This is a genomic window from Dongia sp., from assembly GCF_041906375.1.
In the GTDB taxonomy this organism is placed as follows: Bacteria; Pseudomonadota; Alphaproteobacteria; order Dongiales; family Dongiaceae; genus Dongia.
In genome coordinates, this window is record NZ_JAYRJJ010000014.1 from 1 (window position 1) to 22,515 (window position 22,515).

General features: G+C 64.2%; 24 protein-coding genes. 19 read left to right on the forward strand and 5 right to left on the reverse strand.

Annotated elements, in window-relative coordinates; translation table 11 throughout:
• The 6 genes from ACE3OA_RS20835 to ACE3OA_RS20860 form a co-directional block, all read left to right on the forward strand.
• Nucleotides 1–962, forward strand: a 962-nt coding sequence (locus ACE3OA_RS20835) for an aminomethyltransferase family protein (protein WP_374314438.1), incomplete at its 5' end; no start/stop codon positions are given.
• Nucleotides 963–1,289: 327 nt separating this feature from the next.
• On the forward strand, nucleotides 1,290–3,731 hold the full coding sequence (locus tag ACE3OA_RS20840; protein WP_374314440.1) for an FAD-dependent oxidoreductase: 2,442 nt from the start codon (nucleotides 1,290–1,292) through the stop codon (nucleotides 3,729–3,731).
• A gap of 146 nt (nucleotides 3,732–3,877) precedes the next feature.
• The gene (locus ACE3OA_RS20845) at nucleotides 3,878–4,444 is read left to right on the forward strand and encodes a DUF1003 domain-containing protein (protein ID WP_374314442.1); all 567 of its coding nucleotides are present in this window, start codon (nucleotides 3,878–3,880) and stop codon (nucleotides 4,442–4,444) included.
• Nucleotides 4,445–4,598: 154 nt separating this feature from the next.
• The gene (locus ACE3OA_RS20850) at nucleotides 4,599–5,342 is read left to right on the forward strand and encodes a PolC-type DNA polymerase III (RefSeq protein ID WP_374314444.1); all 744 of its coding nucleotides are present in this window, start codon (nucleotides 4,599–4,601) and stop codon (nucleotides 5,340–5,342) included.
• Between the two features lie 19 nt (nucleotides 5,343–5,361).
• On the forward strand, nucleotides 5,362–6,792 hold the full coding sequence (locus ACE3OA_RS20855) for a DUF294 nucleotidyltransferase-like domain-containing protein (RefSeq protein WP_374314446.1): 1,431 nt from the start codon (nucleotides 5,362–5,364) through the stop codon (nucleotides 6,790–6,792).
• 530 nt (nucleotides 6,793–7,322) lie between these two features.
• A complete protein-coding gene (locus ACE3OA_RS20860) occupies nucleotides 7,323–7,745 on the forward strand; it encodes a metallopeptidase family protein (protein ID WP_374314448.1) in 423 nt (140 codons plus the stop codon).
• A gap of 142 nt (nucleotides 7,746–7,887) precedes the next feature.
• Here the strand turns inward: ACE3OA_RS20860 and fghA are convergent, their stop codons facing one another.
• Both fghA and ACE3OA_RS20870 read right to left on the reverse strand, forming a co-directional pair.
• Entirely contained in the window at nucleotides 7,888–8,727 is an 840-nt protein-coding gene (gene fghA / locus ACE3OA_RS20865) for an S-formylglutathione hydrolase (protein ID WP_374314450.1), read from the reverse strand.
• Nucleotides 8,727–9,836 carry an S-(hydroxymethyl)glutathione dehydrogenase/class III alcohol dehydrogenase gene (locus tag ACE3OA_RS20870; RefSeq protein WP_374314452.1) on the reverse strand — a complete coding sequence of 370 codons (1,110 nt, stop codon included), beginning with the start codon at nucleotides 9,834–9,836 and terminating at the stop codon, nucleotides 8,727–8,729. The genes fghA and ACE3OA_RS20870 overlap by 1 nt, the downstream gene beginning before the upstream one ends.
• 146 nt (nucleotides 9,837–9,982) lie before the next feature.
• Here ACE3OA_RS20870 and dmeF point away from each other — a divergent pair, with 146 nt between their 5' ends.
• Nucleotides 9,983–10,960 (forward strand): CDF family Co(II)/Ni(II) efflux transporter DmeF, encoded by a 978-nt coding sequence (gene dmeF, locus ACE3OA_RS20875; RefSeq protein WP_374314454.1) that lies wholly within the window; start codon nucleotides 9,983–9,985, stop codon nucleotides 10,958–10,960.
• 183 nt (nucleotides 10,961–11,143) lie between these two features.
• On the opposite strand, the gene ACE3OA_RS20880 is transcribed toward dmeF, so the two are convergent.
• On the reverse strand, nucleotides 11,144–11,344 hold the full coding sequence (locus ACE3OA_RS20880) for a YdcH family protein (RefSeq protein ID WP_374314485.1): 201 nt from the start codon (nucleotides 11,342–11,344) through the stop codon (nucleotides 11,144–11,146).
• Nucleotides 11,345–11,544: 200 nt separating this feature from the next.
• Between ACE3OA_RS20880 and ACE3OA_RS20885 the strand changes: the two genes are divergently transcribed.
• From ACE3OA_RS20885 to ACE3OA_RS20895, 3 genes are all read left to right on the forward strand, one after another.
• Nucleotides 11,545–12,888: a dihydroorotase gene (locus ACE3OA_RS20885; RefSeq protein ID WP_374314456.1), complete on the forward strand. Its 1,344-nt coding sequence runs from the start codon at nucleotides 11,545–11,547 to the stop codon at nucleotides 12,886–12,888.
• A 15-nt stretch (nucleotides 12,889–12,903) separates the two neighbouring features.
• Complete coding sequence (locus tag ACE3OA_RS20890; protein WP_374314459.1) at nucleotides 12,904–14,073, forward strand: acetyl-CoA acetyltransferase; 1,170 nt, start codon at nucleotides 12,904–12,906, stop codon at nucleotides 14,071–14,073.
• Between the two features lie 132 nt (nucleotides 14,074–14,205).
• Complete coding sequence (locus tag ACE3OA_RS20895; RefSeq protein WP_374314461.1) at nucleotides 14,206–15,192, forward strand: MDR family oxidoreductase; 987 nt, start codon at nucleotides 14,206–14,208, stop codon at nucleotides 15,190–15,192.
• Here ACE3OA_RS20895 and ACE3OA_RS20900 read toward each other — a convergent pair.
• Nucleotides 15,189–15,479 (reverse strand): hypothetical protein, encoded by a 291-nt coding sequence (locus tag ACE3OA_RS20900; protein WP_374314463.1) that lies wholly within the window; start codon nucleotides 15,477–15,479, stop codon nucleotides 15,189–15,191. The two genes, ACE3OA_RS20895 and ACE3OA_RS20900, sit on opposite strands and share 4 nt — an antisense overlap.
• 161 nt (nucleotides 15,480–15,640) lie before the next feature.
• Nucleotides 15,641–16,327 (reverse strand): XRE family transcriptional regulator, encoded by a 687-nt coding sequence (locus ACE3OA_RS20905; protein ID WP_374314465.1) that lies wholly within the window; start codon nucleotides 16,325–16,327, stop codon nucleotides 15,641–15,643.
• Between the two features lie 207 nt (nucleotides 16,328–16,534).
• Between ACE3OA_RS20905 and ACE3OA_RS20910 the strand changes: the two genes are divergently transcribed.
• The 9 genes from ACE3OA_RS20910 to ACE3OA_RS20950 all read left to right on the forward strand — a co-directional run.
• On the forward strand, nucleotides 16,535–16,726 hold the full coding sequence (locus tag ACE3OA_RS20910) for a hypothetical protein (protein ID WP_374314467.1): 192 nt from the start codon (nucleotides 16,535–16,537) through the stop codon (nucleotides 16,724–16,726).
• Nucleotides 16,716–16,973: a hypothetical protein gene (locus ACE3OA_RS20915; protein WP_374314469.1), complete on the forward strand. Its 258-nt coding sequence runs from the start codon at nucleotides 16,716–16,718 to the stop codon at nucleotides 16,971–16,973. The genes ACE3OA_RS20910 and ACE3OA_RS20915 overlap by 11 nt, the downstream gene beginning before the upstream one ends.
• Complete coding sequence (locus tag ACE3OA_RS20920) at nucleotides 16,970–17,509, forward strand: hypothetical protein (RefSeq protein ID WP_374314471.1); 540 nt, start codon at nucleotides 16,970–16,972, stop codon at nucleotides 17,507–17,509. Before ACE3OA_RS20915 ends, ACE3OA_RS20920 begins: the two co-directional genes overlap by 4 nt.
• Nucleotides 17,506–17,739: a hypothetical protein gene (locus ACE3OA_RS20925; RefSeq protein ID WP_374314473.1), complete on the forward strand. Its 234-nt coding sequence runs from the start codon at nucleotides 17,506–17,508 to the stop codon at nucleotides 17,737–17,739. Before ACE3OA_RS20920 ends, ACE3OA_RS20925 begins: the two co-directional genes overlap by 4 nt.
• 124 nt (nucleotides 17,740–17,863) lie before the next feature.
• Entirely contained in the window at nucleotides 17,864–19,198 is a 1,335-nt protein-coding gene (locus tag ACE3OA_RS20930) for a terminase large subunit domain-containing protein (protein WP_374314475.1), read from the forward strand.
• A 6-nt stretch (nucleotides 19,199–19,204) separates the two neighbouring features.
• Complete coding sequence (locus tag ACE3OA_RS20935) at nucleotides 19,205–19,894, forward strand: hypothetical protein (RefSeq protein WP_374314477.1); 690 nt, start codon at nucleotides 19,205–19,207, stop codon at nucleotides 19,892–19,894.
• 58 nt (nucleotides 19,895–19,952) lie between these two features.
• Entirely contained in the window at nucleotides 19,953–21,557 is a 1,605-nt protein-coding gene (locus ACE3OA_RS20940; protein WP_374314479.1) for a portal protein, read from the forward strand.
• Nucleotides 21,554–21,844 carry a hypothetical protein gene (locus ACE3OA_RS20945; RefSeq protein ID WP_374314481.1) on the forward strand — a complete coding sequence of 97 codons (291 nt, stop codon included), beginning with the start codon at nucleotides 21,554–21,556 and terminating at the stop codon, nucleotides 21,842–21,844. Before ACE3OA_RS20940 ends, ACE3OA_RS20945 begins: the two co-directional genes overlap by 4 nt.
• The coding region (locus tag ACE3OA_RS20950; protein WP_374314483.1) for a hypothetical protein at nucleotides 21,834–22,515 on the forward strand (682 nt) is incomplete at its 3' end. The genes ACE3OA_RS20945 and ACE3OA_RS20950, both read left to right, overlap by 11 nt.

The following is a 22,515-nucleotide window of genomic DNA, read 5'->3' on the forward strand; positions in this document are numbered from 1 at the left end:
GCTTCTCGAAATTCATCGTCGAGGGGAAGGGGGCGGAAGCCTGGCTCGATCACCTCATCTGCGGTGCGCTGCCGAAATCCAACCGCGTGACGCTCGCCTACACGCTGACGCCCAAGGGCTCGATCCTGTCCGAATTCACCATGACGCGCCTGGCGCCGGAGAAGTTCTATCTCATGTCGGCGGGGTCGGGCCTGTGGCACGACATGGATTGGCTGACGCAGCATCTGCCTGCCGACGGTTCGGTGAAGCTGTCGGAAGTCAGCCAATCGGCCTCGTCGCTGGTGCTGGCCGGACCGCGGTCGCGCGATCTCTTGAAGAAGATCACCGATGCCGATCTCTCCAACAACGCTTTCCCCTGGCCTTCAGCCCAAGAAATCGTCGTCGCCGGGAAAAAGGTCACGGCGCTTCGCGTCAACTATGTGGGCGAACTCGGCTGGGAACTGCATGTGCCGATGGGCGATCTGGTCCATGTCTATGACGCGATCACGGCGGCGGGCCAGGAGTTCGGCCTGAAAGACTTCGGCATGTATGCCATGGAGTGCCTGCGCCTCGAAAAGGGCTATCGCTCCTGGAAGCAGGACATCACCCATGAATACACGCCCTTCGATGCCGGGCTCGAGCGCTTCGTGAAACTCTCCAAGGGCGATTTCATCGGCCGCGAGGCGCTGATCAAGCGCCATGAGGCAGGCGAGAAGGAGCGCTTCGTGCCGCTCATCGTCGAGGGCAATACGGCGGATGCGCCGACCTGCTCGATCGTCTTCAAGGACGGTGAGAAGGTCGGCATCGTCGGCTCCGGCGGCTGGGGCTTCCGCATCGGCAAGTCGATCGCACTTTCCTATGTCCGACTGGATCTTGCCGCCGTGGGGACAAAGCTCGAGGTTGAGATCTTAGGCACACGCTTCCCGGCGGTTGTTGCTGAGGAGCCGATCTTCGATCCGAAGAATGAAAGGTTGAAGGCGTAAACGAAATTGTCATCCCCGCGAAAGCGGGGATCCATCGATCAAGCGTTTCGGTCCATGGATGCCCGCTTTCGCGGGCATGACAATGGAAGGAGAATGGGCAGTAGCTTTCAGCTGCCACCCCCCTCCCCGACCCTCCCCCTCAAGGGGGGAGGGGGTTTTGATCGAGTGGTCGCTCCACCTCGTTCTAGTCCTCTCCCCCCTTGAGGGGGAGAGTTAGAGAGGGGGGGCCAGGCCACTCAATACCAACCATCGACACGACCTATTTGCCGATTGACCGCTTCACCGACATAATCCGCCATCCACCAACCAGCGAAGAAAACGATCCCCATGTCTCTGCCCACAGAAGCCCGCGTCGTCATCATCGGTGGCGGAATCTTAGGTTGTTCGATCGCCTACCATCTGGGCAAGCTCGGCTGGGGCAAGGAGACGGTGCTGCTGGAGCGCAAAAAACTGACCTCAGGCACGACCTGGCATGCGGCCGGTCTGGTGCGCGCCTCGCTTTATAGCGAGAGCCTGACCAAGCTCGCCAAATACACGACCGATCTCTACACGACCTTGGAAAAGGAAACCGAGCAAGCGACGGGGTTCGTGCAGCCGGGCTCGCTCTCGGTCGCGACCTCGGAGGCGCGCTGGGAGGAATTCCGCCGCGGTGCCGACATGCTGCAGAGCTTCGAGGTCGAATGCATCGAGCTCGACCGGGCGGGTGTGCAGGAAAAATGGCCGCTGCTCAACACCGACGACGTCATCGGCGGCATCTTTTATCCCAAGGACGGCAAGTGCAATCCGGCCGACACCACCATGGCGCTGGCCAAGGGTGCGCGCATGAAGGGCGTCCGGATCTTCGAGGACATGAAGGTCGAGGAAGTGCTGGTCGAGAATGGCCGCGCCGTGGGCGTGCGCACCCCGGACGGCATCATCAAGGCGGAATATGTCGTCTGCGCCGCCGGCATGTGGTCGCGCGAGATCGGGCAGAAGCTCGGCGTCAATATCCCGCTCCATGCCTGCGAGCATTTCTATATCGTGACCGAGCCGATGGAAGGCATGACGCCCGACCTGCCCGTCATGCGCGACATGGATCAATGCGCCTATTACAAGGAAGATGCCGGCAAGCTGCTGCTGGGTGCGTTTGAACCGAAAGCCAAGCCATGGGGCATGAACGGTATCCGTGAGGATTTCTGCTTCGACGAACTGCCTGAGGATTTCGACCATTTCGCGCCGATCCTGGAAGGTGCCATGCACCGCGTGCCGTCTTTGCAGAAGGTCGGTATCCGCAAATTCTTCAACGGGCCGGAAAGCTTCACGGCGGATCAGCGCTACATCCTGGGACCGGCGCCGGAACTGAAGAACTTCTTCGTGGCGGCCGGTTTCAATTCTATCGGCATTCAATCGGGCGGCGGCGCCGGCATGGCGCTGGCGCATTGGATCGTCGATGGCGAGCCGCCTTACGATCTGTGGGAAGTCGATATCCGGCGCCTGATGCCGCATATGAGCCGCAAGAGCTTCCTGGTGCCGCGCGTGTCGGAAGCATTGGGCCTCCTCTATGCGATGCATTGGCCGTACCGGCAGTTCGAAAGCTCAAGGAATGTGCGCCAGACGGCCTTCTATGAGGATTGGAAGGCGCTGGGCGCCTGCTTCGGCGAGGTGGCCGGCTGGGAACGCCCGAACTGGTATGCGCCCAAGGGTGTGAAGCCGGAATATGAATACGCCTACGGCCGCCAGAACTGGTTCCCCTACGCCGCCGCCGATGTGAAGGCGACGCGCGAGGGCGTGGCGCTCTATGATCTTTCGACCTTCGCCAAGTTCCTGGTGGTGGGGAAACACGCCGAGACGCTGCTGCAGCGGGTTTCAACTGCCGACATTGCGCAAGTTGGCAAGGCCGTCTACACGCAATGGCTCAACGACAAGGGTGGGATCGAAGCCGATCTCACGATCTTCCGCATCACCGACACGAAGTTCATGGTGGTGACGGCGGCCGCGACCGCGACCCGCGACTGGCACTACCTGAAAGACCACACCCAGCCGGGCGAGGATGTCGAACTGGTCGACATGACGACGTCCTACGCGACGCTCGGCGTCATGGGGCCGAAGAGCCGCGAGTTGCTTGCGCGCATCACCGATGCCGACCTTACCAATGCCGGCTTCCCCTTCGGCGCCACCAAGCATATCGAAATCGGCAACGCCAAGATGCGGGCGACCCGCATCTCCTATGTCGGCGAATTGGGCTGGGAGCTCTACATCCCGGCGGAATTCGCGCGCGGCGTGCTGCATGCGGTGCTTGAGGCCGGCGCCGATCTCGGCGCACGGCCGGCCGGCATGCATGCGATGGATGCCTGCCGCATCGAGAAGGCCTTCCGCCATTGGGGCCATGACATCGGCATCAAGGACACGATCTTGGAAGCGGGCCTCGGCTTCACCTGCGCTTTCGACAAGAAGGTGCCCTTCATCGGCCGCGACGCGGTGCTTCGCCAGAAGGAAGGCAAGCTCGGCCGCCGCATGGTGCAGTTCAAGCTGACCGATCCATCGAAACTGCTCTATCACAACGAGCCGATCTACCGGAACGGCGCGCTGGTCGGGCTGGTGACGTCGGCGAATTACGGCCATCATCTGGGCGGCGCCATCGGCATGGGCTATGTGCATAACAAGGCCGGCGTCGATGCGGCCTTCATCAGTGAGGGCAAGTTCGAGATCGGCGTGGCGTTGGAGCGCTGCCAGGCGGAAGCGAGCCTCACCCCGATGTACGACCCGAAATCGGTACGGATGCGGGCATGAAGGCTAAGTAACGACACCCCCCTCCCTGACCCTCCCCCTCAAGGGGGGAGGGGTAAATGGGAAAGACCGCAGCAGGCATTTTTCCCTGCCCCTACCTGATACTTCCAGCGATAATGCCTGCCTGATCGACGGATGAGGCATGACGCATGGCGCAATCGAGTGACAAGCTGACGGAATCGGTCCGGGAGGTGGAGGCGGGTGCCCGGACGGTGGCGGCCTTGTTCGATGAGATCACGGCGCTCTCCCAGGAAGACCAGGCGCTGCTGCGCGATCTCCGGAAGGCGCGGGCGGACCGGGCACCACGCGACGTGGGGCCGGCGACGCTCGGCCAGCGCACTGCCGACAGCATCGCCGGCATCGTCGGGTCCTGGCGCTTCATCATCATCCAATCCGTGCTGCTGGTGGGCTGGCTGATCGCCAATGTCTTTGCCTGGGCCAATGCCTGGGACCCCTATCCCTTCATCCTCCTCAACCTGATGCTGTCCTTCCAGGCGGCCTATACGGCGCCCATCCTGCTGATGAGCCAGAACCGGCAGGCCGAGATCGACCGGCAGAGCCAGCGCAATGACTACGAGGTCAATCTGAAGGCGGAGCTGGAGATCGAATTGCTGCACCAGAAGATCGATCTGCTGCGGGCGCGCGAGATGGAGCGGCTGATCGGCGTCATTCAGCAATTGCAGCAGGATCTGGCGGCGGAACGGTCCGCAAAGTAGCGCCGTGGCGAAGGCGGCCCGGCTTCATTGTGCGCTGCAAAAGAATCGTTTTCGCGCCGTTGCGGTCGGTTGCGACAGGATGGGCATGGCGATATGGCCATGCCGTGCCCTAAGCTGATCCGGCAGACGAATGGCAAGCGGGAACCGATCGATCGTGACAGCCGAGCGCGAGACCGGGCTGAATATCGGCCAAAATCATATAAGCCGGGCGCAATCGGCGGCCGGGCGGCTGTGGCGCGCCCTGCGGCGGCCGCAGGGGACCATCCATTGCGGCACGGCCCCGGCGCCCCATACCCAACTCGGCGCCCTCAAGGCCCTGGTGCTCGATACCGAAACGACCGGCCTCAATGTCAGGAGCGACCGCATCATCTCGGCGGCCGGCTACCGGCTGGCCGGGGGCGCCCTGGAACCGGCGCCGGCCTTCGACCGGCTGATCGACCCGCAGCGCCCGATCCCGCCGGCCTCGACCGCCTTTCACGGCATCGTCGACCGGATGGTGGCGGGGCAGGGGAATTTTGCGGCGCATTGGCCGGACCTCCACCATCAGCTGTCGGCGGGTCTGATCGTCGGCCACCAGATCTTCTTCGACCTTGCCATCCTGGGGCGGGAGGTGCGGCGGCTGGGGGCGAGGCTGCAGCCGCCGGTCGCCCTCGATACGGCACTGCTCTATGCCGCCCTTCATCCGGGCCAGCGGCATCGCGACCTCACCCCCTGCTGTGCCGAATTCGGCATCACGGTCGTCGACCGGCACACGGCGCGGGGCGATGCGGAAGCGACGGGCAAGCTGTTCCTGGCGCTGGTACCGTTGCTGCAGGATCACGGCATTCACACGTTGGGCGAGGCGCTGGCCTTCGAGCGCGCCGCCCTGCTGCAGCATCCGCGCCGCTGGCGCTGGTAGAGAAGGGGGGAGGGCCGCGGTGAACCAGGAGATCCTGCAGCGCATCGATGCCTTCGCCTACCGGCACCGGCTGGCCGAAGTGATGCGCAGCCCGGTCATGACCATCGACGCTGCCGCACCTCTGACGGAGGCCGCCGCCCTGATGGCCGGAAAGCGCGTAGGTGCCTTGGCGATCCTTGACGGCGCGGGTCGCGCCATCGGCCTCATCACCGACCGCGACATCGCCCATCATGCGGCAAATCCTGAAAGCCTCGCGCAGCCGGTGGCCGCGGTCATGTCGCAGCAAGTGGCGACCCTGCCGCCAGATGCCTTCATCTTCGAGGCACTGACCGACCTCCGGCGCCAGAACACGCGGCACATCGTCATCGTCGATCCCGCCAATGGCGGGGCGCTCGGTGTTGTCAGCATGAGCGCGCTGCTGAAACTGCGCGCCGACGATGCGCTGCTGCTGTCGGCCGATGCGGAAGAGGCGCCGGATGCGCAGAGCCTCAAGGATGTCGTGGCGGCCCTGCCGCGCCTTGCCACCGCCTTGCTGGCCGAAGGTGTGCCGCCACGCCAGATCGCCGGTGCCCTGGCCGCCGTCATCCGCGACGTCTATGCGCGCGTCGCCGCCCTTGCCGAAGGATTGATGCTGCAAAGCCACGGCCCGGCACCGGCACGTTGGTGCTTCCTGGTGCTGGGATCGGCCGGGCGCGGCGAAAGCCTGCTCGCCGCCGACCAGGACCATGCCCTGGTTCATGACGGGGCCGAGGATGATTACCCTTGGTTCGAGAAGTTCGGCCTGCATTGCGCCGCCATCCTCGACCAGATCGGTATCCCCTTCTGCCGCGGCGACGTGATGGCCAGCAATCGCGAATGCCGGCACAATCTCGCCGGCTGGCGCAAGCGCATCGGCGTATGGGTGGCGAGCGACGATGATGTGGCGCTGCTCAATGCCGACATCTTCTTCGACTTCCGCCCGGCCTATGGCGACATGGCGCTGGCCGCCAGCCTGCGGGCGGTCGCCGCCGAAATCGGGCGCCAGCCGATGTTCCTCAAACGCCTTGCGGCCTCCATCGGCAAGTTCGAGCCGCAGCTGGGCCTCTTCGGCGGCATGAAGACCAAGGACGGGCGCATCAATCTGAAGCGCGGCGCCCTGCTGCCGATCGTGTCCGGCGCACGCGTGCTGGCCCTCTCCCTCGGCAGCACGGCGCTCGAGACCGAGGCGCGCTGGGATGCGGCGCGCAAAGCCGGCAAGGTCAGCGCCGACGATCTCTTGCGCATCACCGACGCCCATGACATGGCGCTGCGCCTGATGCTGACGCAGCAATTGGCCGACATCGCCAAGGGCCGCGCCCCCGGCCCCGAGGTCGAGGTGAAGCGCCTCCTTGATTTCGACCAGGAACGCCTCAAAGGCGGGCTGAAGATCGCCTCGGTCATCGACCTCATCGTGCGCCCGGCCCTGGTCTGAACCTGCCCTGGCGCGGTGACGGGCATCACAGCCCGGTCCGCCGGCTCCGGCTCCGGCAGCCCTGCCGCCGCTGGACTTCCCCCAGAAGCCCCTGATTTCGCCACATTTCCGGCCAGTCCCCGCCATCTCGGCGGGCGATGAAGGGTTCACCGGCCAGGGTGGGCGCCGGTGACCCCGGTCACTGTGCCAAAGCGTGGCAACAGCCAGATTAGGGGCAAGTCGTATCCACCAACGCCGCACCGGATTTTGCTTTTAGGGGACCGCCATGCTCGACAGCTTCATGACCATCAGCGCCCGGCTGACACTCTTCTCACTCTTCGTCCTCATGCTGGCTTTGGCCGGGGCGGGGGCCTGAGATGACCAACCATCCTTTTTCGGGCCGCCTCTTCCTGAAGCTGACGGTGACGGCGGAATCGCTGATCGTACTGTGCGTCCTGTGGCTGGCGCTGAGCTCCGATTTGCTGGGCTGACCTTGCTTTGACTTGCCGCCCTGGGCTCTAATCCGGTTTCAGGAACCCAGGAGCCCGCCCATGTCCTCAAGTGAAGAATCCGACCCGTTGCGCCATTTCGGCGCGGCGCCCAGCGCCGGCGAGATCGAGGAGATGGGCCGCCGCGTCCTTGCGAGCCTGCCCGCCGAATTCATGGTCCGCTGCAGCAATGTGGCGCTCCGCGTCGAGGAATTCGCCGACGAGGAGACGTTGGCGGACATGGATATCGACGATCCCTTTGAACTCGCCGGTCTCTATCGCGGCGTGCCGCTGACCGAACGTGGGCATGATGACCCGACTGGCCTCGACATCGTCTTCCTCTATCGCCGCGCCATCCTCGATTGGTGGGCCGAGGATAACGTGCCGCTGGAACAGCTCATCCGACATCTCGTCGTGCATGAGATCGGTCATCATTTCGGCTATTCCGATGCCGAGATGGACGCGGTGGAGAACATGGCGGAGTGAGCGGACGCATCAGGTGCGCACCCCCACCCTACCCTCCCCCTGAAGGGAGAGGGTTTTTCTCACCGAGTTTGTCTCAACACCTCGCTCTCAAGCCCCTCTCCCATCAGGGGGAGGGGTTGGGGTGGGGGCGGAAGCGATGGCTCTACCCCAGCACCTTCGCGTGATGGCGCAGATGGTCCTCGATGAAGGTCGAGATGAAGTAATAGCCGTGATCATAGCCTTCGTGACGGCGCAGGGTCAGCTGCTGGCCTGAGGTCTTCGCGGCGGCCTCCAGGGCATGCGGATGCAGCTGCGTGCCGAGGAACTGGTCGGCCTGGCCCTGGTCGACCAGGATGGGGGCCGGATGCGCGCGGCCCTTCATCAACTCGCTCGCGTCATAGGCAGCCCAGGCGCCACGATCTTTGCCCAAATAACCTGTGAAGGCCTTCTCGCCCCAGGGGCAGTTGATCGGGTTGGCGATCGGCGCGAAGGCGGAGACGGATTTGAAGAGGTCGGGATTCTTCAAGCCGCAGACCAGTGCGCCGTGACCGCCCATGGAATGGCCGAAAATGCCACGGCGCTTTTCATCGACCGGGTAATTGGCGGCGATAAGCGCCGGCAGTTCCTTGGTCACATATGAATACATGCGCCAGTTCCTGCTCCACGGCGCTTCCGTGGCGTCGACATAGAAACCGGCACCCACGCCGAAATCCCAATTGTCGGCCTGGCCGGGAAAGTCGGTGCCGCGTGGGGACGTGTCGGGTGCCACCAGCATCAGCCCCAGTTCTGCCGCCATGCGCTGGGCGCCGGCCTTGATCATGAAGGTCTCTTCCGAGCAGGTGAGGCCGGCGAGGTAAAAGAGCGCCGGCACCGGCCCCTTTTCAGCGGCCGGCGGCAGATAGACCGAGAACTTCATCGGCAAGCCGATCTCGGCGCTCTCGTGCTTGGCAAAGATCTGCCAGCCGCCGAAGCAATGATGGCGGGAGATTTCGGTAAGGGTCATCAGTACAGCACCACGCCGCGGATCGAGCTGCCGGCCTTCATCAGGTCGAAGCCCTTGTTGATGTCTTGAAGCGGCATCGTATGGGTGATGAGGTCGTCGATATTGATCTTGCCGTCCATATACCAGTCGACAATCTTCGGCACATCGGTGCGGCCGCGGGCGCCACCGAAGGCGGTGCCTTTCCAGACGCGCCCCGTCACCAGCTGGAACGGCCGGGTCGAGATTTCCTGCCCGGCACCGGCAACGCCGATGATGACCGAAACGCCCCAGCCCTTATGGCAGCATTCCAGCGCCTGGCGCATCACGGTGGTGTTGCCGATGCACTCGAACGAATAATCGGCGCCGCCCTTGGTGAGGTTGACGAGATAGGGGACGAGGTCGCCCTCGACTTCCTTCGGGTTCACGAAATGGGTCATGCCGAATTTTTCGGCAATTGCCTTGCGGCCCGGGTTGAGGTCGACGCCGATGATCATGTTGGCGCCGGCCATGCGCGCACCCTGGATGACGTTGAGGCCGATGCCGCCGAGGCCGAACACCACCACATTGGCGCCGGGTTCGACGCGGGCCGTGTTGATGACGGCGCCGATGCCGGTCGTGACACCGCAGCCGATATAGCAGACCTTGTCGAAGGGCGCGTCCTCGCGGATCTTGGCGAGGGCAATTTCAGGGACGACGGTGAAATTGGCGAAGGTCGAGGTGCCCATGTAATGGTGCACCTTCTTGCCGCCGAAGCTGAAGCGGCTGCTGCCGTCCGGCATCAGGCCCTGCCCCTGCGTGGTGCGGATCGCTTGGCAGAGATTGGTCTTCTGGCTCAGGCAATATTCGCATTGGCGGCATTCCGGCGTGTAGAGCGGAATGACATGGTCGCCCTTCTTGAGCGACGTCACATTGGGACCGACATCGACGACGATGCCCGCACCCTCATGCCCCAGGATCGCCGGGAAGAGACCTTCGGGATCGGCGCCGGACAGGGTGAAGTAATCGGTGTGGCAGAGGCCCGTCGCCTTGATTTCGACCAGCACCTCGCCCGATTTCGGACCTTCGAGCTGCACTGTTTCAATGACCAGGGGTTTGCCGGCCTCGATGGCCAGGGCAGCGCGCACGTCCATGGGGATCCTCCGTCGGAAAGGTCTTTTGTCGCATTACAGAATGGCAGCGCCGATCTTCCCTGATAGGCGATAAGGCTACAATGGGCCGATCGGTCGCAAGTCCTGGTAATATCGTAACATCCGCCTTGCATGCTAGCGTCCATTTCATGACCGACACAGCAAACACCACTCATAAATCCCATGATTTCCGCGGCCGGAATCATGCCCGCAACGCCAGGCGGGTGCGCATCGTGCTGCTTTTCTCCTTTGCCATGATGGTGGGCGAGATCGCGGCCGGGCAGATTTTCGGCTCCATGGCCCTGCTGGCCGATGGCTGGCACATGGCCACCCATCTGGCGGCCCTCGGCATCTCGCTGTTGGCCTATACCTTCGCCGAGCGGCAGGCCGAAAATGCACGCTTCACCTTCGGCACCGGCAAATTCGGCGATCTCGGCGCCTATACCAGCGCGGTGGTGCTGGCGATGGTGGCGCTCGGCATCGGCTATGAGGCGGTCGACCGCTTCTTCAACCCGGCACCCATTCAGTATGCCGAGGCGATGGGGGTGGCGGCCCTGGGGCTTATCGTCAACATCGTGGCGGCCCTGCTGCTGCAGGAGGATCATGGTCATAGTCACCATGGGCATGATCATCATGACCACGGGCATGACCATGACCACGACCATGATCATGGGCATGCGCATGGGGGCGATCACCACAAGGACCTCAATCTCAAATCGGCCTATGTGCATATGCTGGCAGATGCGGCGACGTCGGTGCTGGCCATGGCGGCGATCGGTCTGGGCTGGTGGCTGGGCTGGACGGTTTTCGATCCCATCGTCGGACTGGTGGGCGCAATCGTCATCCTGCGCTGGGCCTATACGCTGATGAAATCGTCGGGCGCCATGCTGCTCGACGTGCAGCCCAATGTCGAACTCACCGAAGCCATCCGCGCCGAAATCGAGGCCCTGGGCGACGAAGTCACCGACCTCCATGTCTGGCGCGTGGGGCCCGGGCATCTCGCCGGCATCGTTTCGGTCGCCACCGACCAGCAGCGCGGCGTCGAATTCTATCGCGCGGCACTGACGGGTGTCGCCAAACTCTCGCATCTCACCATCGAGGTCGAGGTGAAGGGGGCTTCAGCGTAGCCGGTCGCTGGCAAACTCGTGGGTGGTCGGCCTTCGCCGACCATGACGAGAAAAATAGGGTCGATGACGTGTAAATCGCTGTCCGCGACCGCTGATTGTCAAGAGCCCCCCAACTCGTCATGGTCGGCGAAGGCCGACCACCCACGAATTGCCTTCCTTGGGAAGGAATCGGGCATGTGCGTCTTAAGCGATGATATCCGGGAGCAGTTTGCTCTCGAGCTTGATCATCTGGTCTTTGAGGGCCAGTTTGCGCTTTTTGAGGCGTTGGATCTGGAGTTGGTTGAAGGGCGAGGCTTCGGCCATGGCGCGGATGGCCTCGTCCAAATCGCGGTGTTCGGAGCGCAATTCTTCCAGCTGCACCCGCAGCTCGTTTAGGCCGATCATCACGGTCTGACCATCTCCCCGCCCGTAAGCGTTCTGAAGGTTGTCATCCTATCGCAAAATCCAGGCGGCGTCACGGTTTAGCGGTGGCGGCGCGTGAGAATGCCGCAATCGGGCGGCGGGTGGGCGATCTGGCCTTGCGCCCTTTCCGCTCAAGGGGATAGAGATCAGGTATCGGTCGGGTGAAAAGAAGGAATGCCGTCATGGAGGAGCCGTTTGACCTCGTTCTGCGGAATGGGGCCGTCGCGACGCCCAATGGGGTCGAATCGCTCGATATCGGCGTCCGCGCGCGGCGGATCGCGGCTCTGGGCCGACTGCCGGCAGGACAAGCGGCGCAGGAGATCGATGCCACGGGGCTCACCATCCTGCCCGGCGTCATCGACACCCAGGTGCATTTCCGGGAACCGGGCCTGACGCATAAGGAAGATCTGGCGAGCGGCACGGCGGGGGCGGCCCTGGGCGGCGTTACGGCGATCTTCGAGATGCCCAACACCACCCCCAACACGCTCAACGCGGCCGACCTCAACGACAAGCTCTCCCGCGCCAAGGGGCGGGCCTGGGTCGACCATGCCTTTTTCATCGGCGCCTCGGACGAGAATGCCGACCAGCTCGGCGAATTGGAGCTGCTGCCGGGCTGTGCCGGCGTGAAGATTTTCATGGGGTCATCCACCGGCTCGCTGCTGGTGGCCGATGACGAGACGCTGGAAGATGTGCTGCGCCATGGCCGCCGCCGCGTCGCCATCCATTCCGAAGACGAGATGCGCCTGCGTGAGCGTCTGGCACTGGTGAAGGATAGCGGGAACCCCAGCCTTCATCCCACCTGGCGCGACGTGGAAACGGCGGTGCGCTCGACCAACCGGCTGCTCAAGATCGCGCGCAAGGCCGGACGGCGGGTGCATGTGCTCCACATCTCCACCGCCGATGAGATGGAGATCTTCAAGGATCACAAGGACATTGCGACGGTCGAGGTGCTGACGCACCACCTCACATTGGCAGCACCCGACTGCTATCAGCGTTTGGGCACGCTGGCGCAGATGAATCCGCCGGTGCGCGACCAGCATCACCAGGACGGTATCTGGCGTGCGGTCAAGAATGGCATCGTCGATTGCATCGGTTCCGATCATGCGCCGCACACGCTGGAAGAAAAGGCGCGGCCTTATCCGCAGAGTCCGTCGGGCATGCCGGGCGTGCAGACCCTGCTGCCGGTGATGCTCAACCACGTGCATGAAGGGCGGCTCACTTTGCAGCGGCTCATCGACCTCACCAGCGCGGGGCCGGCGCGGATCTACAATATCCGCAACAAGGGCCGTATCGCGCTTGGTTATGACGCCGATTTCTCGGTGGTCGATCTGAAGGCCAAACGCACCATCACCAATGAATGGATGGCGACCAAGGCCGGCTGGACGCCTTATCACGGCATGGAAGTGACAGGCTGGCCGGTTGCCACCATCATCCGCGGCAGCGTCGTGATGCGCGATGGCGAATTGCTGGGCCGCCCGGACGGCGCCCCGGTGCGCTTCCAGGAAACCATCCAGCCCCAGGATTGACGGTAGGATTGAAAGATGCGCAACGGCGCCATCATCGGCTGGCATCATCTGCCCTTCGTCAAGGAGGATGCGCGTGAGCTCGAGGAGATGATCGTCGCCGCCGGTGCGGGGGCGCTCACGCATGCCGGCATCGCACCTGAGGATGTGGACGCGATCTATCTCGGCCATTTTAACGCCGGTTTCTCGCCCCAGGATTTTCCGGCCTCGCTGGCGCTGGGTATCGATCCAGCCTTGCGCTTCAAGCCGGCCACAAGGATCGAGAATGCCTGTGCCACCGGGAGTGCAGCGGTCCATCAAGGACTGCAGGCGATCGCCGCCGGTGCCGCCCGGCATGTGCTGGTGATCGGCGCCGAGCAGATGTCGCGCGTGCCTCCCAAGGAAGTTGGCGCCAATCTGCTCAAAGCCAGCTATGTGGCGGAGGAAGGCGGCATCCCCGGCGGTTTTGCCGGCGTCTTCGGGCGCATTGCCGACCTCTATTACCAGCGCCATGGCGACCAGAATGAAGCGCTGGCGGCGATTGCCGCCAAGAATCACAAGAATGGTGTCGGCAATCGGCTGGCGCAGATGAGGAAGGATCTGGGCCGCGATTTCTGCCGCATGGTGTCGGAGAAGAATCCGCTGGTGGCGGGGCCGTTGAAGCGGACCGATTGCAGCCCGGTGTCGGATGGCGCCGCGGCCTTGGTGCTGGCTGCCGACGACGCGGCGAAGAGCGCACCGCGGGCCATCGGTTTCCGTTCGGCGATCCAGGTCAGCGATTTCCTGCCTATGTCGAAGCGCGACATCATCGCCTTCGAGGGCTGCCGCCTTGCCTGGGCGAAGGCGTTGGTGGAGGCCGGCATGGCCGTCACCGATCTGTCGCTGGTGGAGACCCATGATTGCTTCACCATCGCCGAGCTCATCGAATATGAAGCCATGGGCCTCACCAAGCCGGGGCAGGGTGCACGCGCCATTCTGGAGGGCTGGACCGAGATGGGTGGCAGGCTGCCGGTCAATCCGTCGGGTGGCTTGAAGGCCAAGGGCCATCCCATCGGCGCCACCGGCGTTTCCATGCATGTGCTGGCCGCCATGCAGCTCGATGGATCGGCCGGCGATTTCCAGGTCAGGGACGCGGCGCTTGCCGGCCTCTTCAACATGGGTGGCACGGCGGTCGCGAATTATGTGAGTATCCTGGAGAGGGTCAGGTGACGCGGCTTTAAGGGCCGCATCATCCCCGCACTTGGTGCGGGGATCCACGAGTTCGACGGCGACTAAAGAAAGTAAGTCGTGGATACCCGGGGCAAGCCCGGGCATCACGAGTGAGGGAAGGGGAGTTCTTGAATGTTCAAGGCGCTGCTGTTGCAAGAGAAGGACGGCAAGGTTACGTCCGCGATCGAGGATCTGCCGGATGACAGGTTGCCGGCGGGCGACGTGCTGGTGCGCGTCCATAACAGCACGCTGAACTACAAGGACGGGCTGGTGCTCAATGGGCTCGGCCGGCTGGTGAAGACCTATCCGCATGTGGGCGGCGTCGATTTCGCCGGGACCGTGCTGGAGAGCCAGCACGCCGATTACAAGGCCGGTGACCAGGTCATCCTGACCGGCTGGCGCGTCGGCGAAGTGCATTGGGGCGGCTTTGCCGAGAAGGCGCGGGTGAAGGGCGAGTGGCTGGTGCCGCTGCCCAAGGGCCTTTCCACCGAGCGCGCCATGGCGGTGGGCACGGCGGGCCTTACCGCCATGCTCTGCGTGATGGCGCTGGAGGAACATGGGCTGCGGCCGGATCATGGCGAGGTCCTGGTGACGGGTGCCGCCGGCGGTGTCGGGTCGGTAGCGACGGCGATCCTCTCGCGCCTCGGCTACCGGGTCGTCTGTTCCAGCGGCCGGCCGGATCAGGCGGATTATCTCAAAAGCCTGGGCGCTGCCGAGATCATCGACCGCGCCTCGATCGCGACGCCCTCGGGCAAGCCGCTCGACAGCGAACGCTGGGCCGGTGCCGTCGACAGCGTCGGCGGGACGACGCTCGCCACCATCCTGCCGCAGATGAAATATCGCGGCGCCATTGCCGCCTGCGGCCTCGCCGGCGGGACCAAGCTGGAGACGACGGTCATTCCCTTCATCATCCGTGGTGTCTCGCTGCTCGGCGTTGATTCGGTGATGGCGCCGCTGATGCGCCGCAAGGTCGCCTGGGCGCGCATCACCAAGGATCTGCCGATGGAAAAGCTCGACGGCATGATCCAGCGCGCGACCCTCGAAGAATTGCCGGCGCTGGGCAAGGCGATCCTTGAGGGCAAGGTGCGCGGCCGCGTGGTGGTCGATCTCGGCGTCTAGGCCGCCTGTAACCTGGCGAGCGGCTGTTCCGTGGCGGCGAGCAGAGTAGCCACGACCCGGTCCGGTGCGGCAATGGCCGTGACGCCCAGATGGGCGAGACTGATGCCGTCGGCGCCGATGAGGTTGAGCGTGATCTGATCGCCCGGGCGCAGCATGGTGGCGGCCGGGGCGAAATAGCGATCATCGGCCAGAATGGACGCCAAATCGTCCGGACTGCGGTAGTGCCAATGGGTGAACCCGTTGGCATAGGCCAGCACGCTGAGATCCTGGGCGCAGAAGCTCATCATTCCCTCCTTTGGCGTCAACCTGGAGTAGAACTTATAGCGAACTTACGCATTTTGTCAACGCAAAATGTATTAACGCACGACAAAAATGCGCTCTTCCCGCCGACACTTGCGGTCGGGACGGCGCGGGATTCGCGTTAGAGGAATCTTTCGCCAGGCAGCGCTCAGCCCGCCTCGCCGGCCCCGGTGATGCGGTAGATCCGCTTGACGTCATCAGCCTTCAAGGCGATGTCGCGGGCCGGGTTGAACTGATGCAGGACAACCTCCTCGTCATTGCGGCGCAGGAACTGCTTGATGAGGCCCTGGCCGTCGGCAAGCTCGACCGCCACGAAGCAGTTCTTGGTGATCGGCCGGTTCGGATTGACGTAGAGAAGCTCGCCAGCGAAATAGCGCGGCTCCATCGAATCGCCGTCGACATATAGGGCAAAGGCGTTGAAGGCGCCTTTCAGATTGGCCGGGCGCTCGACGAATTCCTTGGCCTCGCCCTCGTTGAAATAGAAACCCTCGCTGCCGCCCTTGACCGCGCCGATAACGGGCAGATCGCGCTGGCCATGGCCGCCGCCGGCGGTGCTGGGGCGGGGGGCTATGGGTTCGCGGCGGTGGGTTACCTGCTGGCCCTGTTCGATGCCGGCGAGTTGCAGGACAGCGCCGGGTTCGGTGCCGTGCTGGCTGAAGAGGGCGTCGAGCTCGCGCGCCAGTTCAAAGGGCAGGAAGCGGCGCTTGTAGCGATCTTCGTAATGCTGGTAACGGGTCAGGCTCCAGCCCAGCGCCTCCGAGACGGAGCGCATGGTGAGACCGGCCTGTTCGCGCAATTCCTTCAACCGTCGCGCGGCTTCGGAAATTTCTGTCATGGAAACTCCTCCTCGGCCGAAATGATCCTGGCAAATTGATCCCCGGCGCGGTGCGCCCGGCCAGGGTGGCCGATCCATCACGGCAATATATGTACGAATAATACGTTTTTAAAGCTTGACAGCGTAACCAAAATATGCGTATTATCGCCTAATCCTATAACGCGCAAAGCCTGTCAGCGCCCGCTTCGGTTGCCAGGGAGGAAAATAATGGAACAAAAGAGCAACAAAAGAGCAAGGGCAACCCGCGTCGCCCTGCGGTCCTGCCTTTGCTGCGGCGCCGCTTTCTCGGCGGAGAGTCCTTATCTGCGCGTCTGTCCGCTCTGCAAGGAGAGCGAGGAGTGGCAGAGCGGCAATGTCGATTTCGTCCAGCATGAAAGGCGGCCCGCCAATGACAACTGAAACCGAAACAACCGGCCACACGGCCGAGATCGTCGATTTTCCGCCGCGCCCCACGCTGCGCCCGGAGCAGGCGGTCGGCACCTGCCAGAAAACGCGTTGGAGCCAGTTCCTCGGCATCGGCATCACGGAGGCCGGCGAGTTCGAGGTGGTCAACAGCGACATGACCGCCGAACGCGCGCTGTGGCTGGTGAAATGGGCCGAGCGCTGGGCCATGGGACTCGACGAGGTCGAGGAGGTGGAGGAATGAGGGCCTTCTTGAGCACCCGGCGCGGTCGGCCGAGGCAGATTGCGGCCAACGATAACGAACCGGATCTGGGCACCGCGGAACTGCAGGCCAAGCGCGCGGCACTGGCGCAGGGGGTCGATCGGGCGGCCGTGTCGCATCCCCTGGACCTGCTGCTGGCGCGGGGGTTGATCGATGCGCAGGAGCATCGCGCTGGCTGGCGTTACGCGGGGCTTTACCGGCAGCTGATCGGGCGCACCGGGGTGAGCTATGGCAGGCTTTATGCGGGCCTTGCCGGCGAGCCGGGTCGCATGCCGGCAGCCGAGGCCGATCCGGCGGATCTTGCCGGCGCGCAAAGCCTGTTCCGAACGGCGCAGGCGGCGTTGCGCGCCGAGGGTGTGGTGGTGGCGGGGATCACCGAGCGGCTGGTGGTGTTCGGCGCCTATCCCGACTGGCTGTTGCAGCGAGGCGCAACGAAGCCGCGCGAGATGGTGCTGTTGCGGCGCGGGCTCGCGCGCCTTGTCCAATCGTTTTGCAATGGAGAAGGAAGAAAGCCATGACCGAACGCATTGCCCTCACGGTCGAGAAACTGGAAACACTGGCGCAGCAGCATGCGCGGCGCGCGATCGCCGCCTTGGCCAAGGTGGTCGAGGACGAAACCGCCTCGCCCGCCACACGCATTTCGGCGGCCAGCACCATCCTGCAATGGGGTTATGGCCGCCCCGGCGGCAAGGCAAAGCCGGGCGAGGCCGGCGAGCAGGTCATTCGCCTGAGCTGGGGCGAAAACTAAGGGCGGGTGCTGAAAATACCGCTTGACAACTTAGGAATATTTTGCTATTCTGCAAATATAGACTGCGATATCGCGCCCCGGTGAGCACCGCTCGCCGGGGCGTTCGTGTTTCCGGGAGATGAACATGCCGAAAGCGCCGACGAGAAAAGCAGCGCCGAAAGCAAAGAAGACGGAAAAGCCGAGCTGCAAGCCGGCAGAGGTCGACGTGCATCTCTATGCACCACGGCCGCTGCAGGCCGAGCTGCACCGGCAATTGAAGCGCTTCAACGTGCTGGTGGCGCATCGGCGCTTCGGCAAGACGGTGTTCTGCATCAACGAGCTGATCGCCAAGGCGGCGGCCAACAACCGCACCGAGGCACGCTATGGCTATGTGGCGCCGCTGCTGACCCAGGCCAAGGATGTGGCGTGGAACTATCTCAAACGCTTCACGGCGCCCATCCCGGGGGTGAATCTCAGCGAAACAGAATTGTGGGTGGACCTGCCCAATGGCGCGCGCATCCGGCTTTACGGTGCCGACAATGCCGACCGGCTGCGTGGGCTCTACTTCGACGGTGTGGTGCTGGATGAATATGCGCAGATGAGCCCGCGCGTCTGGCCGGAGATCGTGCGGCCGATGCTCGCTGACCGGCAGGGCTGGGCGCTTTTCATCGGTACACCGATGGGCCGCAATCACTTCTGCACGCTCTATGAACAGGCGGCGCGCGACGGCGATTGGCATGCGCAGCGCTTTCCGGCCACCGAGACCGGGGTGCTGCAGGAAACAGAGCTGATCGCAGCGCGGCGCGCCATGTCGGCGCAGGCCTTCGCGCAGGAATTCGAATGCAGCTTCGCGGCCGGCGTGCCCGGCGCCTATTACGCGGCGCTGCTGGAACAGGCCGAGCTTGAGGGGCGCATCGGCCGGGTGCCGTGGGAGCCGCGCTTGCCGGTGACGACGGCCTGGGATCTGGGCATCGGCGACGCGACCGCGATCTGGTTTGCACAGGTGCTGGGCCAGGAAATCCGCATCATCGACTATTACGAGGCCAGCGGCGCGCCGCTCAGCCATTATGCCAAGCTGCTCGGCGACAAGCCCTATGTCTATGCCGACCATCTGCTGCCGCATGACATTTCGGTGCGCGAGATGAGCACCGGACGGACGCGGCTGGATACGCTGCGCAGCCTCGGCCTCAAGGTGCGCGTGCTCACGGCGGATTCGGTCGAGGACGGGATCGAGGCCGCGCGCAACATGATCCCGCGCTGCTGGATCGATGCCGGCAAATGCGCGCGCGGGCTCGACGCGCTGCGGCTCTATCGGCCGGAATTCGACGCGCGGCGCGAAGTCTTCAGCGTAAAGCCCGTGCATGACTGGACCAGCCATGCGGCCGATGCGTTCCGCTACCTGGCGCGCGGGCTGAAGATGCCGCTGCGTCAGCCGGCCGAACCTGCCGGCCTCTCCGAATACAACCCCTTCAGCTGGTAAGGCTGTATGACGCTGCGCTCCCTCAACCGCGAAGACCTGATCGCGGTCGGAGAGACCATGCGCGCAGCCGACCGGCACGAGATATTCGCCACGCGCTTTGACGAGGACCCAGTGCTGCTGGCCGACGACCTGCTCGCCGGCGATCCGGTCGGCGCCGTGATCGCCGCCACGGACGGCGCGGCGGTAGCGGCTTTGGGCGGCACCGAGATGTGGCCGGGAATGTGGTCGCTGTGGATGTTCGCGACCGATCGCTGGTGGGAGGTCGCGCGCGAGACGACCCGCTTTGCGAAATGCACGTTGTGGCCGGCCTTGCTGCAGTTGGGCTTGCGGCGCGGCGAGTGCCGCTCGGCCTCAAACCATGCCGTCGCCCATCGCTGGCTGCGGCATCTGGGCGGTGTCCCGGAATCGATCCACCCCGCCTATGGAAAAGACGGGGAATGTTTCATCGGCTTTGTCATTTATGGAGACAGAAACATGTGTGCGACACCCAAACGCCGCCGTCACGCGGCCAACACGGCCAATGCCAACGACTCTGCCGCCGTGCCACAGACCAGCGATGCCGTCGCCGACGCAGCGGCCGAGCAGGAACTCCGCCGCCTGCGTTCGCTCTATGGCCGGCGCGCCACGATCCTGACGCCGGAGCGCGCGGCACTGGGCCAGGCGCCGACCGCGCAGAAGAACCTGCTCGGCGCCTGACGCGCATAAATACGCCCGAAGGCAATCACGGACCGACGGCAATCAAGGACCGACATGCATGGACAATATCGCCCAGGATCTCATCCGCCGACAGGAGGGGCTCGCCTCCGAGCGCGCGACGCTCGACCAGTTGTGGCAGGAGATCGCCGAACTGATGAAGCCGATGCGCGCCGATTTCACCTTCCAGCGCGTGCCCGGCGACAAGCGCACACAGAAAGTGTTCGACGCCACCGCGAGCCTTGCCGCTGAGAATCTGGCGGCAGGCTTGTGGGGCATGATCACCAATGCCGCCAATGACTGGTTCACCCTGCGCTCGGAACTCGCCGAGGCCGATGAGGAACAGGCGACCAAGGAATGGCTCGACGACGTGACGCGGCGCATGCAGGGAAGCTTTGCCGGCAACGGGCAGCGTTTCTATGCGCGGGTGATGGAGCTTTATGCCGATCTCGTGACCTTCGGGACGGGCATCTTCTATTCGGAAGAGGATGCGGTGACGGGGCGCGTGCACTATTCGTGCCGGCACCTTGCCGAATGCTTCATCGCCGAGAATGAGCGCGACGAGGTGGATACGGTCTTCCGCCGCTTCACCTTCACCGCGCGCCAGGCGCATAAGCGCTGGGGCGAGAAATGCCATGCCAGCGTGCTCCGCGCACTCGACAAAGAACCGGACCGGCGCTTCACCTTTCTGCACGCAGTCATGCCGCGCGAGGAAGTGTCGCGCGGTCGGTACGACGCCGCCGGCATGGGTTTTGCCTCCTTCTATGTCGATGTGGAGAACCGCCTGCTGCTGTCGGAAGGCGGTTATCACGACTTTCCCTATCAGGTGCCGCGCTGGTCGACGGCCTCGCGCGGGCTCTATGGCGACAGTCCGGCGATGCTCGCACTCCCCGACGTGAAAATGCTCAATGCCATGTCGAAGACGACGATCATAGCTGCCCAGAAGGCGGTCGACCCGCCTTTGCTGGCGGTCGACGAGGTGGCGGTGCGGGGTTTGCGCACGCATCCCGGCGGCATCATCTATGGCGGCCTCGATGAAAGCGGGCGCCGGCGCTATGAGCCGCTGCACAGCAACGGCAATGTGGGATTGGGCCTGGAACTGGAGGAGCAGCGGCGCGAGGCGGTGCGACAGGCCTTCTATTTCTCGCTCCTCATGATGGTGCAGCAGCCCAACCAGACAGCGACCGAGGTGCTGGCGCGGCAAGAGGAGAAGCTGCGCCTGATGGGGCCGCATCTGGGGCGCATCCAGGCCGAGTTCCTGGACCCGCTCATTCGCCGCCAGTTCGGCATCATGCGGCGGGCCAATCTGTTGCCGCCGCCGCCCAAGCAGCTGAAAAGCGCCGGCATCCGCATCGAATATGTCTCGCCCTTGGCCCGCGCCCAGCGGGCCGGCGAAGGGGCGGCGATCGTGCGGGCACTTGAATCGCTTGCCCCCTTGGGCGCCATCAAGCCGGAGATCTACGACAATATCGATGCCGATGCGGCAGCGAGGCTGCTCGCGCAATCCTTCGGCGTTCCCAACAACCTGCTGCGCACGCCGGATGCGGTGAAGAAGTTCCGCAAAGAGGCGGAAAAGAAGGCGCCAGCGCCTGCCGACGGCATGGCGGGCTTGGGCAATCTCGGCGCCATGCTCTCAGGAGATGCAGCATCGGGGGGTGCGGCATGAAGGCCGGTGTCACCTGGCTGTTGCGGCTTCATGGCAGGTCCCGTGCCAGGCGGGTCGCTGCGGCCTATCGCCAGCAGCTCGGGGCGGATGACGCGCTCGGCCGTCTGATCCTCTCGGATCTCGCCCATTATTGCCAGGCGGGGCAGAGCAGTTTCGTGGCCGGTGATCCGCACCAGACCGCGTTCAACGAAGGGGCGCGGGACGTGTTCCTGCATGTGGCGGAAATGTGCGGCGTGACGCCCGCGGATTTTGCCGGTCTCGTGGAAGAGGTGATCGATGAACGATGAAAGAATGCCGCTGGTCGAAGAGAGTCCGGCGGCCGATTGGCGCGCGGGGCTTGATGGCGAACTCGGTCAGCTGGTGCAGCAGAAGGGCTGGCGCTCGGCGCGCGACGTGCTGAGCTCCTATCAGAATCTCGAAAAGCTGGTGGGCGGCGAGCGGCTGGCCTTGCCGCCGCGCGATGCCGGCGCGGAAGCCTGGGGGCCGGTCTGGGAAAAGCTCGGCCGGCCGAAGGATGCCGACGGCTATCAGCTCAAGGCCCCCGAAGGCACGCCCTATCACGAGCCGAGTGCGGCCTGGTTTCGCGAAACAGCATTCGAGCTGGGCCTTTCGCAGGCCCAGGCTGAAAAGCTGCATGACGCGTTCCTCGCCCGCTTTCCGGCAGCACCGGTGGATGCGGTTGCGACAGCGGCGGAAGAGGGCCCTGATCTCAAGGGACCCGATTTCAAAAGCCCGGATTTGAGGACTCTGTGGGGCCGCGACTACGCGCGCAACATGGCGGCGGCCCGGCGCGCCTATGGCGCATTCCTGGGTGACGAAAAGCCCTTCGACGAGATCGCCGACGGCATCGGCGAGGGCGCGCTGATGGACTTGCTGGCCAAGGTCGGCCGCGCCACGGGTGAAGACAGCATCACCGCCCGCGCCGACGCCAAGACCGGCCGGCCCCGCTCGCCCGCCG

What these genes read in the sequence shown, in the direction of transcription:
- ACE3OA_RS20840 (WP_374314440.1), top strand. Translation starts at nt 1,290, where the DNA reads ATGTCTCTGCCCACAGAAGCCCGCGTCGTCATCATCGGTGGCGGAATC.
- ACE3OA_RS20845 (WP_374314442.1), top strand. Translation starts at nt 3,878, where the DNA reads ATGGCGCAATCGAGTGACAAGCTGACGGAATCGGTCCGGGAGGTGGAG.
- ACE3OA_RS20860 (WP_374314448.1), top strand. Translation starts at nt 7,323, where the DNA reads ATGTCCTCAAGTGAAGAATCCGACCCGTTGCGCCATTTCGGCGCGGCG.
- fghA (WP_374314450.1), bottom strand. Translation starts at nt 8,727, where the DNA reads ATGACCCTTACCGAAATCTCCCGCCATCATTGCTTCGGCGGCTGGCAG.
- ACE3OA_RS20870 (WP_374314452.1), bottom strand. Translation starts at nt 9,836, where the DNA reads ATGGACGTGCGCGCTGCCCTGGCCATCGAGGCCGGCAAACCCCTGGTC.
- dmeF (WP_374314454.1), top strand. Translation starts at nt 9,983, where the DNA reads ATGACCGACACAGCAAACACCACTCATAAATCCCATGATTTCCGCGGC.
- ACE3OA_RS20880 (WP_374314485.1), bottom strand. Translation starts at nt 11,344, where the DNA reads ATGATCGGCCTAAACGAGCTGCGGGTGCAGCTGGAAGAATTGCGCTCC.
- ACE3OA_RS20885 (WP_374314456.1), top strand. Translation starts at nt 11,545, where the DNA reads ATGGAGGAGCCGTTTGACCTCGTTCTGCGGAATGGGGCCGTCGCGACG.
- ACE3OA_RS20890 (WP_374314459.1), top strand. Translation starts at nt 12,904, where the DNA reads ATGCGCAACGGCGCCATCATCGGCTGGCATCATCTGCCCTTCGTCAAG.
- ACE3OA_RS20895 (WP_374314461.1), top strand. Translation starts at nt 14,206, where the DNA reads ATGTTCAAGGCGCTGCTGTTGCAAGAGAAGGACGGCAAGGTTACGTCC.
- ACE3OA_RS20900 (WP_374314463.1), bottom strand. Translation starts at nt 15,479, where the DNA reads ATGATGAGCTTCTGCGCCCAGGATCTCAGCGTGCTGGCCTATGCCAAC.
- ACE3OA_RS20905 (WP_374314465.1), bottom strand. Translation starts at nt 16,327, where the DNA reads ATGACAGAAATTTCCGAAGCCGCGCGACGGTTGAAGGAATTGCGCGAA.
- ACE3OA_RS20910 (WP_374314467.1), top strand. Translation starts at nt 16,535, where the DNA reads ATGGAACAAAAGAGCAACAAAAGAGCAAGGGCAACCCGCGTCGCCCTG.
- ACE3OA_RS20915 (WP_374314469.1), top strand. Translation starts at nt 16,716, where the DNA reads ATGACAACTGAAACCGAAACAACCGGCCACACGGCCGAGATCGTCGAT.
- ACE3OA_RS20920 (WP_374314471.1), top strand. Translation starts at nt 16,970, where the DNA reads ATGAGGGCCTTCTTGAGCACCCGGCGCGGTCGGCCGAGGCAGATTGCG.
- ACE3OA_RS20925 (WP_374314473.1), top strand. Translation starts at nt 17,506, where the DNA reads ATGACCGAACGCATTGCCCTCACGGTCGAGAAACTGGAAACACTGGCG.
- ACE3OA_RS20930 (WP_374314475.1), top strand. Translation starts at nt 17,864, where the DNA reads ATGCCGAAAGCGCCGACGAGAAAAGCAGCGCCGAAAGCAAAGAAGACG.
- ACE3OA_RS20935 (WP_374314477.1), top strand. Translation starts at nt 19,205, where the DNA reads ATGACGCTGCGCTCCCTCAACCGCGAAGACCTGATCGCGGTCGGAGAG.
- ACE3OA_RS20940 (WP_374314479.1), top strand. Translation starts at nt 19,953, where the DNA reads ATGGACAATATCGCCCAGGATCTCATCCGCCGACAGGAGGGGCTCGCC.
- ACE3OA_RS20945 (WP_374314481.1), top strand. Translation starts at nt 21,554, where the DNA reads ATGAAGGCCGGTGTCACCTGGCTGTTGCGGCTTCATGGCAGGTCCCGT.